At 35.3% G+C, this 16662-nt stretch carries 14 protein-coding genes and 1 riboswitch; of the genes, 11 read left to right on the top strand and 3 right to left on the bottom strand.

All coding sequences use genetic code 11. The annotated features are described in order from the left end of the window. Window positions 1-154: 154 nt before the first annotated feature. Window positions 155-246, top strand: a riboswitch (glycine riboswitch). Window positions 247-716: 470 nt separating this feature from the next. The 3 genes from gcvT to gcvPB are packed head-to-tail and all read left to right on the top strand — an operon-like array spanning window position 717 to window position 4648. Beyond that, on the top strand, window positions 717-1823 hold the full coding sequence (gcvT, locus tag ACSVDA_RS05210; protein ID WP_485881433.1) for a glycine cleavage system aminomethyltransferase GcvT: 1107 nt from the start codon (window positions 717-719) through the stop codon (window positions 1821-1823). Between the two features lie 28 nt (window positions 1824-1851). Then, window positions 1852-3198, top strand: coding sequence for an aminomethyl-transferring glycine dehydrogenase subunit GcvPA (gcvPA, locus tag ACSVDA_RS05205; protein WP_485881431.1), 1347 nt, complete (start codon window positions 1852-1854; stop codon window positions 3196-3198). Continuing rightward, window positions 3191-4648 carry an aminomethyl-transferring glycine dehydrogenase subunit GcvPB gene (gcvPB, locus tag ACSVDA_RS05200; RefSeq protein WP_485881430.1) on the top strand — a complete coding sequence of 486 codons (1458 nt, stop codon included), beginning with the start codon at window positions 3191-3193 and terminating at the stop codon, window positions 4646-4648. The genes gcvPA and gcvPB overlap by 8 nt, the downstream gene beginning before the upstream one ends. 215 nt (window positions 4649-4863) lie before the next feature. Here gcvPB and ACSVDA_RS05195 read toward each other — a convergent pair whose 3' ends face one another. Further along, window positions 4864-5187: a rhodanese-like domain-containing protein gene (locus tag ACSVDA_RS05195; protein WP_413785485.1), complete on the bottom strand. Its 324-nt coding sequence runs from the start codon at window positions 5185-5187 to the stop codon at window positions 4864-4866. Window positions 5188-5395: 208 nt separating this feature from the next. Between ACSVDA_RS05195 and ACSVDA_RS05190 the strand changes: the two genes are divergently transcribed. The 4 genes from ACSVDA_RS05190 (at window position 5396) to ACSVDA_RS05175 (ending at window position 11579) form a co-directional block, all read left to right on the top strand. Next, entirely contained in the window at window positions 5396-6229 is an 834-nt protein-coding gene (locus tag ACSVDA_RS05190; RefSeq protein WP_485881429.1) for a lipoate--protein ligase family protein, read from the top strand. A gap of 810 nt (window positions 6230-7039) precedes the next feature. Then, window positions 7040-9607: a vitamin B12-dependent ribonucleotide reductase gene (locus ACSVDA_RS05185; protein WP_485881427.1), complete on the top strand. Its 2568-nt coding sequence runs from the start codon at window positions 7040-7042 to the stop codon at window positions 9605-9607. 321 nt (window positions 9608-9928) lie between these two features. After that, window positions 9929-10357 carry a transcriptional regulator MntR gene (gene mntR, locus ACSVDA_RS05180; protein ID WP_320207942.1) on the top strand — a complete coding sequence of 143 codons (429 nt, stop codon included), beginning with the start codon at window positions 9929-9931 and terminating at the stop codon, window positions 10355-10357. Window positions 10358-10697: 340 nt separating this feature from the next. Continuing rightward, window positions 10698-11579: a patatin-like phospholipase family protein gene (locus tag ACSVDA_RS05175; RefSeq protein WP_485881425.1), complete on the top strand. Its 882-nt coding sequence runs from the start codon at window positions 10698-10700 to the stop codon at window positions 11577-11579. 69 nt (window positions 11580-11648) lie between these two features. Here the strand turns inward: ACSVDA_RS05175 and ACSVDA_RS05170 are convergent, their stop codons facing one another. Both ACSVDA_RS05170 and ACSVDA_RS05165 read right to left on the bottom strand, forming a co-directional pair. After that, entirely contained in the window at window positions 11649-12035 is a 387-nt protein-coding gene (locus ACSVDA_RS05170; RefSeq protein WP_320207944.1) for an SA1362 family protein, read from the bottom strand. A gap of 67 nt (window positions 12036-12102) precedes the next feature. Further along, window positions 12103-13056, bottom strand: a complete 954-nt coding sequence (locus ACSVDA_RS05165; RefSeq protein ID WP_485881423.1) for a DUF1385 domain-containing protein — start codon at window positions 13054-13056, stop codon at window positions 12103-12105. A gap of 380 nt (window positions 13057-13436) precedes the next feature. Here ACSVDA_RS05165 and ACSVDA_RS05160 point away from each other — a divergent pair, with 380 nt between their 5' ends. From ACSVDA_RS05160 to efp, 4 genes are all read left to right on the top strand, one after another. After that, window positions 13437-13958: a YqhR family membrane protein gene (locus ACSVDA_RS05160; RefSeq protein ID WP_485881421.1), complete on the top strand. Its 522-nt coding sequence runs from the start codon at window positions 13437-13439 to the stop codon at window positions 13956-13958. A 324-nt stretch (window positions 13959-14282) separates the two neighbouring features. Continuing rightward, window positions 14283-14735 carry a type II 3-dehydroquinate dehydratase gene (gene aroQ, locus ACSVDA_RS05155; protein WP_485881419.1) on the top strand — a complete coding sequence of 151 codons (453 nt, stop codon included), beginning with the start codon at window positions 14283-14285 and terminating at the stop codon, window positions 14733-14735. Beyond that, a complete protein-coding gene (locus ACSVDA_RS05150; protein WP_485881418.1) occupies window positions 14728-15789 on the top strand; it encodes a M24 family metallopeptidase in 1062 nt (353 codons plus the stop codon). Before aroQ ends, ACSVDA_RS05150 begins: the two co-directional genes overlap by 8 nt. A gap of 68 nt (window positions 15790-15857) precedes the next feature. Next, entirely contained in the window at window positions 15858-16415 is a 558-nt protein-coding gene (gene efp, locus ACSVDA_RS05145; protein ID WP_320207949.1) for an elongation factor P, read from the top strand. The last annotated feature ends 247 nt before the right edge of the window (window positions 16416-16662 follow it).

The following is a 16662-nucleotide window of genomic DNA, read 5'->3' as shown; positions in this document are numbered from 1 at the left end:
GTAAGCGATTTACTTTAGCAAAACACGAACATTTAATCTTTTCCCGTTCAATAACGTTAGAAATATTATATTGCTCAATAAGGTCAACTAATGGTAGGATGATAGTATATTTTATTGTAGTATGTGCAAGTTTTAAAATTAATATTAAAAGCGAATGATGGTAGAGGGAGAGACTACGTATTTGTAGCGCCGAAGGAGCAAGCATTAAATTGTGAATCTCTCAGGCAAAAAGACTTCTACTTGACGCAACTCTGGAGAATGTTCTTCATTTTTTGCGGCAGTGAAGTATTACATAGCGAAAATGCTGAACTACCAAAGGGGCAAGCTTTATTGAACGAACTAAATCGAATCAATAAGGTAAACTTTCAGGTACCAGGACAGAGAACTTCACAAATATATTGTGGAGTTACTCTGTCTTTTTTTTGCATGTGCATTTCGTAACGTTTATATGTCCAAGCGCTTAGCTACTCGAGGTCACTTCACCATATCACCTGAAGGTAAATGCCACCTTCAAGTAGTATGCCTCCAGTGCTTGTTGAGGATAAACAAGACGCTTACGCATTTAATTATTGTCTAGCTTCAGCGTCTATCCCCTCAAGGTCACTTCACTATATCACCTGAAGGTAAATGCCACCTTCAAGTAATATGCTTCCAGTGCTTGTCGGGGGTAAACAAGACGCTTACGCATTTAATTATTACAAAGGGGAGGAAATAATATGTCTCAATTAAAGCGTACACCTCTGTTTGAAGTATACGAACAATCGGGTGCTAAAACGATTGATTTTGGTGGCTGGGATTTACCAGTACAATTTTCTAGTATTTTAGAGGAACATGAAGCAGTACGAACGCGTGCGGGACTTTTTGATGTATCGCATATGGGGGAAATCACTGTTAAAGGTGAAGATAGTTTAGCATATTTGCAAAAAATGATGACAAATGATGTATCAAAGTTAAAGAATGGAAGTGCTCAATACACAGCAATGTGTTATGAAGATGGAGGAACAGTAGACGATTTATTAATATATAAAAAGTCTGATAACAATTTTTTGCTCGTTGTAAATGCAGCGAATATAACTAAAGATTATGAGTGGTTACAATCACACCTTTTCGGGGAAGTTGTACTAGAAAATATTTCAGCGAATGTTGCACAGCTTGCTATACAGGGACCATTAGCAGAGAATGTTCTTCAAAAACTAACATCAACGAATCTACAAGACATTAAGTTTTTTAAATTTCTCGATAATGTAGATTTGAAAGGATATAAAGCCCTTGTGTCTCGAACAGGTTATACTGGGGAAGATGGGTTTGAAATATATTGCGAAATTGAAGATTCTATCCATATTTGGAAAGAAATCCTTGAAGAAGGTAAACCTGAGGGGATTCAGCCATGTGGACTTGGAGCGCGTGATACACTTCGTTTTGAAGCTAACCTACCATTATATGGTCAAGAACTTTCAAAAGATATTTCACCGTTGGAAGCTGGCATAGGCTTTGCTGTTAAAGTGAACAAAGATGTTGATCATTTTTTCGGGAAGGAACAGTTAGTTGAGCAAAAAAATGAAGGTACAGTACGCAAGTTAGTCGGTATTGAAATGATTGATAAAGGCATTCCGAGACATGGTTATGATGTGTATAAAGGAGATGAAAGAATAGGTGAGGTAACTACTGGAACTCAATCACCAACTCTTAAAAAAAATGTTGGTCTCGCCTTGCTAAAAACTGAATTTACTGAACTAGGAACAGAAGTTGATGTTCAAGTTCGAAAACGTAAATTGAGAGCAAGAGTAGTTTCAACGCCGTTATATAAACGTCCAAAAAAATAAGTACTTTATAGAAGAGAGGGGTAAAGTTATGAAACATCGCTATTTACCAATGACTGAACATGATAAAAAAGAGATGCTTGAAGCTATTGGAGTTAGCTCAATTGATGAACTTTTTAATGATATTCCAGAAGGTGTTCGATTTAATGGGGAATACAATATTAAACAAGCCTCTTCAGAACCTGAATTAACACGAGAGATGGCTACGCTTGCTGAAAAAAATGCCAATACACAAACGCACGCTTCTTTTCTAGGTGCAGGAGTCTATAGCCATTATATGCCAATTATAGTCGACCATGTTATTTCTCGATCAGAATTTTACACAGCTTATACACCATACCAACCAGAAATTTCTCAAGGAGAACTGCAAGCCATCTTTGAATTCCAAACAATGATTTGTGAATTAACAGGGATGGATGTAGCCAATTCTTCAATGTATGATGGCGGAACAGCCCTTGCTGAAGCAGCTATGTTAAGTGCAGGACATACACGTAAGAAGAAAGTACTCGTTTCAAAGACGGTGCACCCTGAATCAATCGAAGTTTTGAAAACTTATGCTAAAGGACAGCGTATCGAAGTTGTTGAAATTCCAACAAATAACGGTGTAACTGATGTCCGTGAACTAGCAAAAGAAATGGATGATACGGTTGCTTCAGTAATTGTACAATACCCTAATTTCTTTGGACAAATTGAGCCATTAAAAGAAATAGAAGAAATAGCACATTCAGAAAAAAGTATGTTTGTAGTATCGAGTAATCCATTATCATTAGGGGCTTTAACACCACCAGGTGCCTTCGGGGCAGATATTGTTGTTGGTGATGCACAAGTATTTGGCATACCTACCCAATATGGTGGTCCGCATTGTGGATATTTTGCGGTCACTTCGAAACTTATGAGGAAAGTTCCTGGACGCCTTGTTGGTCAAACAGTGGATGAAGATGGACGCCGTGGTTTTGTTTTAACACTTCAAGCACGTGAGCAACATATTCGTAGAGATAAAGCAACGTCGAATATTTGTTCAAACCAAGCGTTAAATGCGTTAGCAGCCTCTGTTGCAATGACCGCCCTTGGGAAAAAAGGTGTTAAACATATGGCAACTCAAAACATACAAAAATCGCAATATGCAAAAAATCAACTTATAGGGCATGGTTTTGAAATAGCATTTGAAGGTCCTTTCTTTAATGAATTTGTTATTAAATTACGAAAATCAGTAAAAGAAATCAATCGTAAGCTTTTGGATAAAGGGATTATCGGCGGATATGATTTAGGTAAAGATTTTGCTGAGCTAGAGAATCATATGTTAGTAGCGGTTACCGAACTACGTACAAAGGCAGAGATTGATACTTTTGTGAAGGAATTGGGGGATGGCAATGAATAATCAAGAGCAACCATTAATTTTTGAGTTATCCAAGCAAGGGAGAATTGGTTACAGCTTACCAGATTTAGATGTCCCTAATATAAATGTTAATGATGTTTTACCTAATGATTATATAAGGGTAGATGAGCCAGAGTTACCAGAGGTATCCGAATTAGACATTATGCGCCATTACACAGCTTTATCAAATCGGAATCATGGAGTTGATTCAGGGTTTTATCCACTAGGTTCTTGTACTATGAAGTATAATCCGAAAATTAATGAAAATGTTGCGCGATTTAGTGGATTTGCAAACATCCATCCTTTACAAGATGAGGGTACAGTACAAGGGGCACTTGAGCTCATGTATGATTTACAAGAGCATTTAGTAGAAATTACTGGGATGGATGTTGTAACGTTACAGCCCGCAGCTGGTGCACATGGTGAATGGACAGGGTTAATGATGATCCGTGCTTATCATGAAGCAAACAATGATTTTAATCGAACAAAGGTCATCGTACCAGATTCAGCTCACGGTACTAATCCTGCATCAGCAACAGTAGCAGGCTTGGAAACTGTAACTGTAAAATCTGATGACAATGGGTTAGTTGACCTTGAAGATTTAAAGCGTGTTGTTGGACAAGATACTGCAGCGTTAATGCTAACAAACCCAAATACGTTAGGACTATTTGAAGAAAATATTATTGAAATGGCGGAGATTGTCCATGGAGCTGGAGGGAAGCTTTATTACGATGGTGCTAATTTAAATGCGGTGTTAAGTAAAGCACGACCTGGTGATATGGGATTTGATGTTGTTCATTTAAACCTTCATAAGACATTTACAGGTCCACATGGTGGAGGTGGACCAGGTTCAGGGCCAGTTGGAGTTAAAGAAGACTTGCTTCCTTTTCTACCAAAACCAGTATTAGTAAAAGGTGCAACAGGCTTTACATTCGATTACGATCGCCCACAAGCTATTGGTAGAGTTAAACCTTTCTACGGAAATTTCGGAATCAATGTTCGTGCTTATACGTACATCAGATCTATGGGTCCTGACGGATTGAATGCAGTTACCGAATATGCTGTGTTAAATGCAAATTATATGATGCGACGTCTTGCAACACATTTTGATCTGCCTTTCGATAAGCATTGTAAGCATGAGTTTGTACTATCTGGAAAACGTCAAAAAAAATTAGGCGTGCGTACACTTGATATTGCTAAGCGGTTGTTGGATTTTGGCTACCATCCACCTACAATTTATTTTCCATTAAATGTAGAAGAATGTATAATGATCGAGCCTACAGAAACGGAATCGAAGGAGACACTCGATGCTTTTATTGAAGCGATGATCCAAATAGCAAAAGAAGCAGAGGAGAATCCGGAAATTGTTCAAGAAGCACCACATACAACAGTCGTAAAACGATTAGATGAGACAATTGCAGCCCGTAAGCCGATACTAAGATATAAAAAATAACGAAAACAAAGGATTCACCAATTTTTGGAGAATCCTTTGTTTTTTCTTAAGCACTTTTTGTAAATTAATGTTGCTATTGTTCCATAGAGACAAGGTGTTATGAACTACTTAATAAAAAAATCAATGATAAAACAGCCTTATCTTATTTAACTAATACATTATAAGAGGTTTTAAAACAGGATGATTGAAGAATTGTAGGTGTGTCATACTTTTAGTTATTTTTTTACTTTAATTTTTCCAGACCATTTCTTAAATCCGCCTTTTAAATGGTAGAGGTCTTTAAATCCTTTTCTTCTCAATGTTTGTGCAGCTCTACCACTTCTAATACTGCTTTGGCAATATAAATATACAGGTTTATCAGGTCTAAGTTCATTAATTCGCATTTTCAATTGTGACAATGGAATATTTCTAGCACCTAATATATGCCCACCTTCAAATTCATTTTGCTCACGTACATCTATTAATTGAGCTTTTCGATATCCCTCACGAAATTGCTCCTCAGTTAATGAAGTTAATATTCTTCTGCGGTATACCGTCATAATTACAAAGTAAACGAGCACAGCACCAACGATAATTAATAATAGTTCCACGAGTAATCTACCCCTTTTCTTCTCTTTCTATCGACATACATTATTATATAAGGCTAGGCTTTGATTAGTAAAGGAAATCCTTATTGCTTTTCAAATATATCTTACATTTGGTAGACTATAGACACGCAAAAGAAAGCTAAATAAAAGAGGTAGAGATATGAAAGAAAAATGGCGGTTTATCGATTCTGGAAATTGTTCACCAGCATTTAATATGGCATTAGATGAAGCATTATTAGAATGGCATAGCCAAGGTAAGATTCCTCCTACTATCCGTTTTTATGGCTGGTCTCCTCCAACATTATCAATTGGTTATTTCCAAAAAATAGAGAGAGAAATTGACTTAAATGCTGTAAAAAAACACGGGTTAGGATTTGTAAGAAGGCCTACTGGTGGTAGAGGGGTACTTCATGACAATGAATTAACATATAGTGTAATTGTTTCAGAGAAATATCCTAATATGCCTCATTCAGTAACAGAAGCTTACAGAGTCATATCTGAAGGGTTATTAGAAGGTTTTAAAAAGCTTGGCTTAGATGCATATTTTGCAATACCAAAATCAGAGGAAGAGCGAAGCAGCTTGAAAAATCCACGATCTTCGGTTTGTTTTGATGCACCTTCTTGGTATGAGTTAGTCGTTGAAGGAAGAAAAGTAGCTGGGAGTGCACAAACGAGACAAAAAGGAGTCATCCTCCAACATGGTTCGATATTACTTGATTTAGATGAAGATGTGCTTTTTAGTCTTTTTAAATATCCTAATGAACGTGTTAAAGAAAGGTTACAAAGACAATTTAAAAATAAAGCTGTTGCAATCAATGAATTAAGGGAAGAGGAAGTTACAATTGAAGAGGCAAAATCTGCATTTAAAGCAGGGTTTGCAAAAGGGTTAAATATTGATTTAGAACCGTATGAATTAACGCAAGATGAATTAGCGTATGTAAACGATATAGCAACAAAACGATATGAGAATGATGAATGGAATTTTCGCAAATAACTGAAGGCTCTTTTCGTTAAAGGTGTAAAGATAACATAACCATTAGTTCTATATGTGCTAAAAGCAGTTCGAAAACAGTCTCTTTAAATGGCTATTTTCGCATGTTGCTTTTCGTTTTTAGAGCTAAATACGATAATGGCATTCTACTGTACAACGAAGATTAACATTTAAAACCATTTTTTGGGTAATGATTTGGTAACAATAGCAACAAAAGTTTACAAGAAGAGTTTATTAAATTGAAGAGGGTAACTCAGGATGACTTGTCTCATACCCTATATGCTGTATATAAAGGAGGTATACACCTTACTATTATACAAGATATAGGGTGTGAGATATGTCTTTCGTTTATGAGTTATCCTCTTTTCTTTGGCTTTTTGTTGTTCTTATTCCTAAAATCTAATAAATCAAGCCATCTTTTTTTAAAAAAACTACGAACTTTACTTTTATTTTTATAGATTCCTCAATAATAAATTGACAAATCATTGATAAAACAGCCTATTTGGGACATACTTCCTACGGACAAAATAATGCAACTTCTAAATTAGTTAGAAATTCGTATATTAAACTACATATGCGACTGTTTTCTTCATTTTTCTATGAAATGTGTTCTTTTTTTTGTTTGACAAATGATAGAACACTTGACCTAAAATCAATATGTAGTATTAAATCATTTAAATGTAACACTATATATTGATTGGTTGACTGAAATATGGTAAATTATCAATGACATCATTTTTATAACATATGAACAATAATACTTCGTGAGAATGTACATACAAAATAGTGATATTAATAAAGGGAGTTGTAGCAATGACTGTTGTGCTAAAAGAGAAAATGAAAGTGAACGAAGAGAGATTAAATAAGGATATTCAACTTTATCCCCAAGTTCATCAAATTTCACCAGACATGAAGTTAACCCACAAAGGGGTTTCAAGGCTTGTAATGCTTGATCGGTACTCGTTTAAAGATACTGAAAAAGTTACTTTATCAGCAGGTGATTTTGTTGTGTTAACAATAAAGGAAGACCCGAAATTTCCTGCCCGTGGCCTTGGCTTTATTAAAGAGATTGATTGGAAGAACAAATTTGCACAAGTAAGGATAGAGGAAGAATATCGTGGTGCACTTGAACGTGCTGAAGAAATTGAAACAGGCATTGTAAAACGCTCACTAGACGTAATAGAAAAGCCGTTGGAAATTTATTATGAGCAAATTGCAAAGCGTAATGCAACTGGACTTGCATCCGTTGAATCAACTGAAGAAAAGCGTAAAGAGTGGTTTGAAAAGTATTATGATGAATTAGTTAATCTGAACTTTGTCCCAGCAGGAAGAGTGTTGTATGGTGCAGGTGCTAACACTGATGTGACATACTTTAATTGTTACGTTATGCCATTTGTTCAAGATTCACGTGAAGGTATATCTGAACATCGTAAGCAAGTGATGGAGATTATGAGTCGTGGTGGTGGTGTTGGTACAAACGGTTCCACATTAAGGCCCCGCAATACTTTAGCAAAGGGCGTAAACGGTAAATCATCAGGGTCAGTATCTTGGTTAGATGATATTGCAAAGCTAACTCACCTTGTTGAGCAAGGGGGATCACGTCGAGGAGCACAGATGATTATGTTAGCTGATTGGCACCCAGATATTATTGAATTCATCATCTCGAAAATGCAAAATCCACGTATTTTGAGATTTCTATTAGAAAATACAAGTGATGAAACAATTATAAAGTGTGCTCAAGATAAACTTAAGTTTAATCGTTTGACAGAGCAGGACAAAGCAATGTACCAAGGGATTGTTAACTATAAAAACATGCCTGGTCTTGGTGGGTTTACAACAGAGATTATTCATGACGCTGAAGAGAAATTACAAGAAAACGGGACTTACAGTGTGCATAACTCAGAGTTTTTAACTGGAGCTAACATTTCAGTCTGTTTAACGAAAGAGTTTATGGAAGCAGTTGAAGCAGACGGTTATTATGATCTCAGGTTCCCAGATGTAGAAAGTTATAATGAAAAAGAAATGCAAGAATATAATGAGAATTGGCATAAAATAGGTGATGTAAGGAGATGGGAAGAGTTAGGGTATAAAGTTCGTGTGTATCGTAAAATTAAAGCAAAAGAACTTTGGAATTTAATTAATATTTGTGCTACCTACTCTGCCGAACCAGGTATTTTCTTCATAGATAATGCAAATGACATGACTAATGCAAAAGCTTATGGACAACAGGTTGTAGCAACAAACCCTTGTGGAGAACAACCTCTTGCCCCTTATTCAGTTTGTAACCTTGCAGCTGTTAACTTAGCAGAAATGGCCGATAAAAATACGAAGACTGTGAATTTTGAAAAACTGAAACAAACTGTTGAAGTAGGCGTTAGAATGCAAGACAATGTTATTGATGCTACACCATATTTCTTGCAGGAAAATAAGAAACAAGCATTAGGGGAACGTCGTGTCGGTTTAGGTGTTATGGGACTTCATGACCTGCTTATTTATTGTGAAACAGAGTACGGGTCAAAGGCTGGTGACAAGCTAATAGATCAGGTATTTGAAGTAATTGCAACAACCGCATACCGCACTTCAGTGGAACTAGCGAAGGAGAAAGGGAGCTTTCCATTTCTTGTTGGTGAAACTGAAAAAGATACGATTAGTTTGCGAACAGCCTTCACAGAAACTGGTTATATGAAACGTATGCCTGAAGATATAAAAGAAAATATTAAAAAATATGGTATTAGGAACTCTCACTTATTAACTGTAGCGCCAACAGGAAGTACAGGGACGATGGTTGGTGTATCAACAGGACTTGAACCTTATTTTTCATTCTCTTACTTTAGAAGTGGAAGATTAGGAAAGTTCATTGAAGTAAAAGCAGATATCGTTCAAGAATATTTAGATGAAAATCCACATGTAGATGCAAATGATTTGCCAAACTGGTTTATTTCAGCGATGGAACTTTCTCCTCAAGCACATGCGGATGTACAATGTACTATTCAGCACTGGATCGATAGCTCGATTAGTAAAACAGTAAATGCACCACGTGGATATACTGTTGAGCAGGTTGAAAAGGTATATGAACGCTTATATAAAGGAGGCGCAAAAGGCGGGACAGTTTATGTCGACGGAAGTAGAGATGCACAAGTACTTACTTTAAAAGCTGAAGAAAATACTGTTGATAAGAAAGATGCGGAAATTCCTGAACGTGATTCTGTAAAAAGCCACGTAGTCTTAGTAGATACAATTAATGATTTACGCTCGACTGATGTAACAATTGGCTCTGAAATTGGTAATACATGTCCTGTTTGTCGTAAAGGAACAGTCGAAGACCTTGGGGGCTGTAATACTTGTACTAATTGTGGTGCACAATTAAAATGTGGATTATAAAGAGATAACACTACTATACTCAACTAGTTAGCAAGGATGGGTGTTTACATACTCCATCCTTTTTCTTTCTTTTAGCAAAGCTCTTTTCATAAACGCTGTTCTATTGTTCTCGAATTACCATAAAAAGTGGTTTTATATGTTAATCATTGTTGTACAGAAGAGAATGGTTGACTAGGTGTTTATTTCTTAATCCACAAAACAACAATCAATGCGAAAACAACATATGAAAAAAACAAGTGAAATTCCCTTGTAACACTTCTTCATATATTGTACACTTTTAATGATTATTGTTATAAAAATGGAGTAATTGGAGGGTATATCATGCCTACACCAAGTATGGAAGATTATATAGAACAGATCTATATTTTAATAAAAGATAAGGGTTACGCGAGAGTTTCAGATATTGCCGAAGCTTTGTCTGTACATCCCTCCTCAGTTACAAAAATGGTACAAAAACTAGACAAAGATGAATATCTCATATATGAAAAATATCGAGGATTAATGTTGACTACAAAAGGAAAGAAAATCGGTAAACGCTTAGTTGATCGCCATGAATTGTTAGAACAATTTTTACGAATTATCGGTGTAAATGAAAGTGAAATTTACAATGATGTCGAGGGCATTGAACATCATTTAAGCTGGAATGCAATCGACAGGATCGGTGACGTTGTACAATATTTTGAAGAAGATGCAAATAGAGTTGAATCCTTAAAGCGTATTCAACAGAAAACAGATGAGAATCCTTCATAAAATAAGAGTAAGAATATGCGTTTCATCCCCATGTCAACTTAACAAAAAAATGAATTAAGTTAAAGAGGCCTTTTCTCGATATTTAATCGGGAAGAGGTCTTTAAATTTCTCTTTAAACTTTCTCAAACATACGAAACTAAACCCATAAACTGTCAGGAATGCTTTAATCCTTATTTTTGAGTGTTCTACATACAATTTCCCTTTTTCAAGCAACTTTTGATACAAGCGGTATCAACAATTTTTCTACTTATTAAGAGGATGTATCCGTGTTGTTTTGTTCTAATTGATTCTACTTCTGATTAGACATGTAAAAGATGCATTTCTTTTAGGGGGAGTAGAGATGTATATTGATGGAGTGTTTTCGGGTGGTGGCATAAAAGGGTTTTCTTTAATTGGCGCCTATCAAGCAATAGAAGAAAAAGGCTTACACTTCACAAGAGTTGCTGGAACGAGCGCTGGAGCAATTATTGCTGCATTTATTGCTTCCGGATATAGCAGTAAGGAAATACTTTCAATTATGGAGGAAGTAGATGTAAAGACATTTTTAGATGCTCGTAAATCAATTTTGCCTGCTGCAATTGGCAAGTGGATTCAACTCTATTGGAGAATGGGTTTGTATAAAGGAGATGAGTTAGAAAAGTGGGTTGGCAGAGAATTAAGGAAAAAAGGTGTTCGTACTTTTAGGGATTTACCAAATGGTTCGCTGCGTTTTGTTGCATCAGATTTAACAAATGGAAAAATGCTTGTCTTGCCAAATGACCTTCCTAAATATGGAATGAACCCAGATGGTTTCTCTGTTGCAAAAGCAGTGAGAATGAGTGCTAGCCTACCATATTTTTTTGAACCAGTAAAATTATTAGTAAAAGGAAAACCTGTGATTGTTGATGGAGGGGTTTTAAGTAATTTTCCGATATTTTTGTTTGATGAAGAAAAGAAACTGAAAAAACGACCTGTACTAGGTATTAAATTAAGTGCGAAAGAGAGTGAACAACAGAATAATAAAATAAATAATGCGATTGAGTTATTTCCAGCATTATTTGAGACAATGAAGGTAGCACATGATGAACGGCACATCTCGCGAAGGCACGAAAGAAATATAATCTTTATTCCAATGAATCATACAGTTACAACTGAATTTTCAATTTCTGATGAAAAAAAGCAGGAATTAGTGAAACTTGGATATGAGCAAACAAGTAGTTTTTTAAAAAAATGGTGCTATTAGTAGTGGTATATAGAAAAGAGGGTAGCTCAAATGCTTAGCTAATATTTAATAAAAAGAAGAACCAAGCTGTTAAAATGATGCTCGGTTCTTCTTTTTTCCTTTTTTTCCTTCTATAACAGTTAAATGTGGATGATCTTTACGCTTTTGAATGTTAGGGTTAGCAGCTTTGTTTGATTGAACAGATTTTGACATTGGTCTAGCTACTTGGTTGTTACGGTTACGTTCATTATATCGCTTTTTTGATTGCTTTACTGCTTTCTTGTATGCAGAATGTTCAGTATTTCTTTTGTTATTACCAGATAGTAACTGTAAAATCATATAAAAAATACCAAAAACAATCAGTCCTGTTATAAGAGTTAAAATAAGTGTTTCAGGTTTATTAAAAAGCACGGACAACAATCCCAGGCCACTTAAGCTAATTATTATGATTATTGGTAAAGACGAGCGACGTTGCAACGAATCCACCTCCCTAAACATTCTATATAACTATTGTATTAACCAAAATAGGTCAAGTTGACAAATGTTATACAATTTCTTCAGTTTTATTTATAGCATTAGGGTCATTTTCTAAACGTAATAATTCATTAAATGAAGCAATGGCTACTTCAACTTGACTATCAGTTGGCTCTTTTGTCGTTAGTAATTGCAGCCATAATCCAGGATACCCTAAATAACGAAGCAATGGGATATCTCGTAATTTATTGGTAAGTTGCAACACTTCAAACGAAATTCCTAATACTACTGGAATTAATGCGAGTCTATTCACAACTCTAAGCCATAACGGTTCTGTAGCAACAAATGGAAGCATGTAGACAAAAACGCCAACTATCACGGTAAATATAATAAAGCTACTGCCACAACGATAGTGTAGTCTTGATTGATTTTGAACATTTTGGACTGTTAATGGTAAGTCGCTTTCAAATGCATTAATTACTTTATGTTCTGCTCCGTGATATTGAAATACACGCCTGATGAGAGGAGTTAATGAAATAAAGTAAATATAAGCTAACAGCAATAATAATTTAAATAATCCTTCAATTAAAATTTGTGATAAATCAGATGAAAAAATTGGACGAGTTAGTTCAGCCAAAAAAACTGGAATCAAAGTAAAAATAAATTTACCAAATAAAAATGATAGAATACCTACTGCGGCAACACCAAGTATCATTGCTAACTTTGACTCAGATTGTGAATGGTCGATTTTTTCATCTTCACTAGGATCGACATCGTATCTTTCAGTTGAGAAATTAAGGTGTTTTGATCCATTTGCACTTGCTTCAAGAATTGCAATAATTCCTCTAAGAAAAGGAATTTTTTTCATTGTCGTTAAAGCTTGTTTTGATTTCCTAGGTAGCCGAAAGTATTCAATTGATTGATCTTTTCTTCGTATAGCTGTTACATAGTGACGTTTTCCACCAAACATGACACCTTCTACAACAGCTTGGCCACCGTAAACCGGTTTGTTTTCTTGAGACATTCAATTCACCAACCTAAAAAATTCATTGAGAAACTTCATCCTATGTATATTTTACTAGAAAATAATAAAAACCTCTAGGTTGATGTGTTAATTGTTAACGCTCTTTTCGTAAACTTTGTTGATATCTTTGATTATAGTAGAGCAATTAGAGAGATTTTATACAATTATTAATGTATTTAAGAAGAATTTCGTAGCTACATACATACCTATTTCATATCTGAATAGTATAACAATCTTACGAAAGCAAGCTGTGTAAATATATTATACCCGTTACAATATATATTTACACATCTCTGCTAAAATTTCCTATTTGTACCACAGTTATAATTTACAAATAGAAAGAAAATGAGGGGATATACTAGTATAAGAGGTGACTAAATATGGAATCAGAGCAACAAGCATTAGAGCAAAATCAAAAGGAAACCCCGCTACCACTAGTTACAAAGGTTATAGTAATAGGTTTATGTGGTGGATTATTATGGAGTTCAATATCGTATTTGGCGTACATCCTAAATTTTACTGAATTGAGTCCTAACCTTGTGTTATTACCTTGGGCAATAGGAGATTGGAAAAACCAAGTTTTAGGAAATGTGATTGGCATCATTGTTATTGGTCTTTTGTCGATCTTAACAGCATTGCTATATTATGGATTATTTAAGAAATACGACAATCTTTGGGTCGGGATATTATATGGAGTTGGTTTATGGTTACTTGTTTTTTATTTATTTAATCCAATATTTCCTGGGTTAAAAGACATGAACGAACTTTCAAGGAACACTGTTATCACTACAATCTGTGTTTACATATTATATGGTGTATTTATCGGATACTCCATTTCTTTTGAGGTGAATGAACTTAATGATCAAAGTCATCCGCAACAACCTTCAACAGAGAACGAATAGTTGTTAAAATATCTCTTTCCATATAATTTTATTCCTATTGAAATAAAATTAAAACAGCAAGTTGAAGCTATATACGACTTCCATCTTTCAAAAGAAGGAAAGATGCCTAGCTTGTAAACATTTTTGTTTCTTCGAACGAAAAAAACAATCAATCGAAAACAGCATTCGTAATTCTATTTTTAAAATTAAATAAGCTTAATTTCTTAATTAACTAACAATGCCTTTAAGGAAAACAGCGTAAAGGAAAAAGCGACTGAAAGAAGCTTCAGTTTATGGTAGAATGTTCTATGATTGAACATTTTTTGTGCAAGGAGATAAAAAGCTATGAATCGAGTCTTACTGATTAACGGACCTAACCTTAATCGGCTTGGTAAAAGGGAACCAACAGTATATGGAGTTGAGACATTAGAATCGTTAGAAAAAAAATTAGATATATTTGCAAAGGACCAGCAGGTAGAACTTCATTGCTTCCAATCAAATCATGAAGGTGAAATCATAGATAAAATCCATCTTGCAGCTGATAACTATGATGGGGTGATCATTAATCCAGGTGCTTTCACTCATTATAGCTATGCAATTTTAGAAGCGATTTCGAGTATCTCTACACCTGTCATAGAGGTTCATATTTCAAATGTTCATGCCCGTGAGCCATTTCGTCATGTGTCAGTAACAGCTCCTGCTACAATAGGACAGATTGTTGGCCTTGGTACCTATGGTTATAAACTTGCTTTATTAGCATTAATAGAAAAAATAAGGGGAAGTGAAAATAATGAGTAAATTAACAAAACTCCGCGAACAATTTTCCTCACACGACATTGATGGATTGTTAATTACAAATGGCTATAACCGTCGATATATTACAGGTTTTACTGGAACTGCAGGTGTAGCGCTAGTTAGCTTACATAAGGCGGTTTTTATTACTGATTTCCGCTATGTTGAACAGGCAAATAAACAGATTCAAGGCTTTGATATTGTTCAGCATACTGCTCCCATTATGGAAGAGGTTGCAAAACAAGCAGAGTTAATGGGAATTAAAAAATTAGGCTTCGAACAAGATAACATGACCTTTTCTACATATAAGTCATATGAAAAGGAGTGTAGTGCAGAGTTAATTCCAGTTTCAGGTGCGATTGAAAAGTTACGGTTGATAAAGTCGGAGTCTGAGATTAAGATATTAAAGGAAGCTACGCAAATAGCTGATGCTGCTTATGAACATATTTTGCAATTTATTAGACCGGGAATTACTGAGTTGGATGTGTCAAATGAGCTAGAATTTTTCATGAGAAAGCAAGGAGCCGTTTCCTCTTCATTTGATATTATTGTGGCTTCTGGTTATCGTTCAGCACTACCACATGGTGTTGCTAGCGATAAAGTGATTGAAAAAGGGGAATTTGTTACGTTAGATTTTGGAGCTTATTACAAAGGGTATTGTTCGGACATTACAAGAACAGTAGCAGTAGGTGAGGTAAGCGAAGAGCTTAAAAATATTTATCATATCGTTTTAGAAGCACAAATGCGTGGGATGAAAGGGATCAAGCCTGGTATGACAGGTAAAGAAGCTGATGCATTAACACGAGATTATATTCAGGAAAAAGGTTATGGTGAATATTTTGGACATTCAACAGGTCACGGATTAGGTATGGAAGTACATGAAAGTCCATCTCTTTCGTTTAAATCTGATACAGCTCTAGTAACTGGAATGGTCGTCACAGTAGAACCAGGTATATATGTTGCTGGTCTTGGTGGTGTACGAATAGAGGATGATACAGTTATTACTGAGGGTGGAAATGAATCACTTTCTCATTCAACAAAAGAGCTAATTATATTGTAACCTTCATTTAATATGGTTTGAAATACACATAACATAGTATATTTACAAAATGGGAGGATATAACAGAGATGATTTCAGTTAATGATTTTAGAACAGGATTAACGGTAGAAGTAGACGGAGGTATTTGGAGAGTAATAGATTTCCAACACGTAAAACCAGGAAAAGGAGCAGCGTTTGTTAGATCTAAGCTTCGTAACCTTCGTACAGGTGCTATTCAAGAAAAAACTTTCCGTGCAGGTGAAAAAGTAGGGAAAGCACAAATCGATAATCGCAAAATGCAATATTTATATGCAAATGGTGATCAACATGTATTTATGGATAATCATACTTATGAACAAATTGAGTTACCTGAGACTCAAATCGAATATGAATTGAAATTCTTAAAAGAAAACATGCCAGTTGCTATCATGATGTATCAAGGTGAAACAATAGGAGTAGAACTACCGAACTCTGTAGAATTAGTCGTAACAGAAACAGAGCCTGGTATTAAAGGAGATACTGCTTCGGGAGGATCAAAGCCAGCAACTACTGAAACTGGGCTAATTGTTCAAGTTCCATTCTTCGTTAACGAAGGGGATAAGTTAGTCATTAATACTACAGATGGTACTTACGTTTCACGCGCATAATTGTTGGGGACAATCCAAGCTGATTACCAATCTGAGTTTATATATTAAAAAATGTAATATTCAACAAAAAACACTCATGTACTTGAATCAAGTGTACATGGGTGTTTTTTGTGCACTTTTTCCGAGATGACTAACCGAGTGCTTGTCTAGGCAGAACAGTCGGCTCCGCTTTTCTACTTGTCTAGCTTCGCTTCCTTGCCTCTCGAGGTCACTTCAGCCATACACCCGAAGCCAAAAAACGCCTTCT

It is taken from the genome of Cytobacillus sp. Hm23 (assembly GCF_051842895.1).
GTDB lineage: Bacteria > Bacillota > Bacilli > Bacillales > SM2101 > Nanhaiella.
This window is presented reverse-complemented; position numbering and strand designations above follow the sequence as displayed.

Excerpts from the sequence above, each read along its gene's own strand:
- gcvT (WP_485881433.1), top strand. The coding sequence starts at position 717 with ATGTCTCAATTAAAGCGTACACCTCTGTTTGAAGTATACGAACAATCG.
- gcvPA (WP_485881431.1), top strand. The coding sequence starts at position 1,852 with ATGAAACATCGCTATTTACCAATGACTGAACATGATAAAAAAGAGATG.
- gcvPB (WP_485881430.1), top strand. The coding sequence starts at position 3,191 with ATGAATAATCAAGAGCAACCATTAATTTTTGAGTTATCCAAGCAAGGG.
- ACSVDA_RS05195 (WP_413785485.1), bottom strand. The coding sequence starts at position 5,187 with ATGACGGTATACCGCAGAAGAATATTAACTTCATTAACTGAGGAGCAA.
- ACSVDA_RS05190 (WP_485881429.1), top strand. The coding sequence starts at position 5,396 with ATGAAAGAAAAATGGCGGTTTATCGATTCTGGAAATTGTTCACCAGCA.
- ACSVDA_RS05185 (WP_485881427.1), top strand. The coding sequence starts at position 7,040 with ATGACTGTTGTGCTAAAAGAGAAAATGAAAGTGAACGAAGAGAGATTA.
- mntR (WP_320207942.1), top strand. The coding sequence starts at position 9,929 with ATGCCTACACCAAGTATGGAAGATTATATAGAACAGATCTATATTTTA.
- ACSVDA_RS05175 (WP_485881425.1), top strand. The coding sequence starts at position 10,698 with ATGTATATTGATGGAGTGTTTTCGGGTGGTGGCATAAAAGGGTTTTCT.
- ACSVDA_RS05165 (WP_485881423.1), bottom strand. The coding sequence starts at position 13,056 with ATGTCTCAAGAAAACAAACCGGTTTACGGTGGCCAAGCTGTTGTAGAA.
- ACSVDA_RS05160 (WP_485881421.1), top strand. The coding sequence starts at position 13,437 with ATGGAATCAGAGCAACAAGCATTAGAGCAAAATCAAAAGGAAACCCCG.
- aroQ (WP_485881419.1), top strand. The coding sequence starts at position 14,283 with ATGAATCGAGTCTTACTGATTAACGGACCTAACCTTAATCGGCTTGGT.
- ACSVDA_RS05150 (WP_485881418.1), top strand. The coding sequence starts at position 14,728 with ATGAGTAAATTAACAAAACTCCGCGAACAATTTTCCTCACACGACATT.
- efp (WP_320207949.1), top strand. The coding sequence starts at position 15,858 with ATGATTTCAGTTAATGATTTTAGAACAGGATTAACGGTAGAAGTAGAC.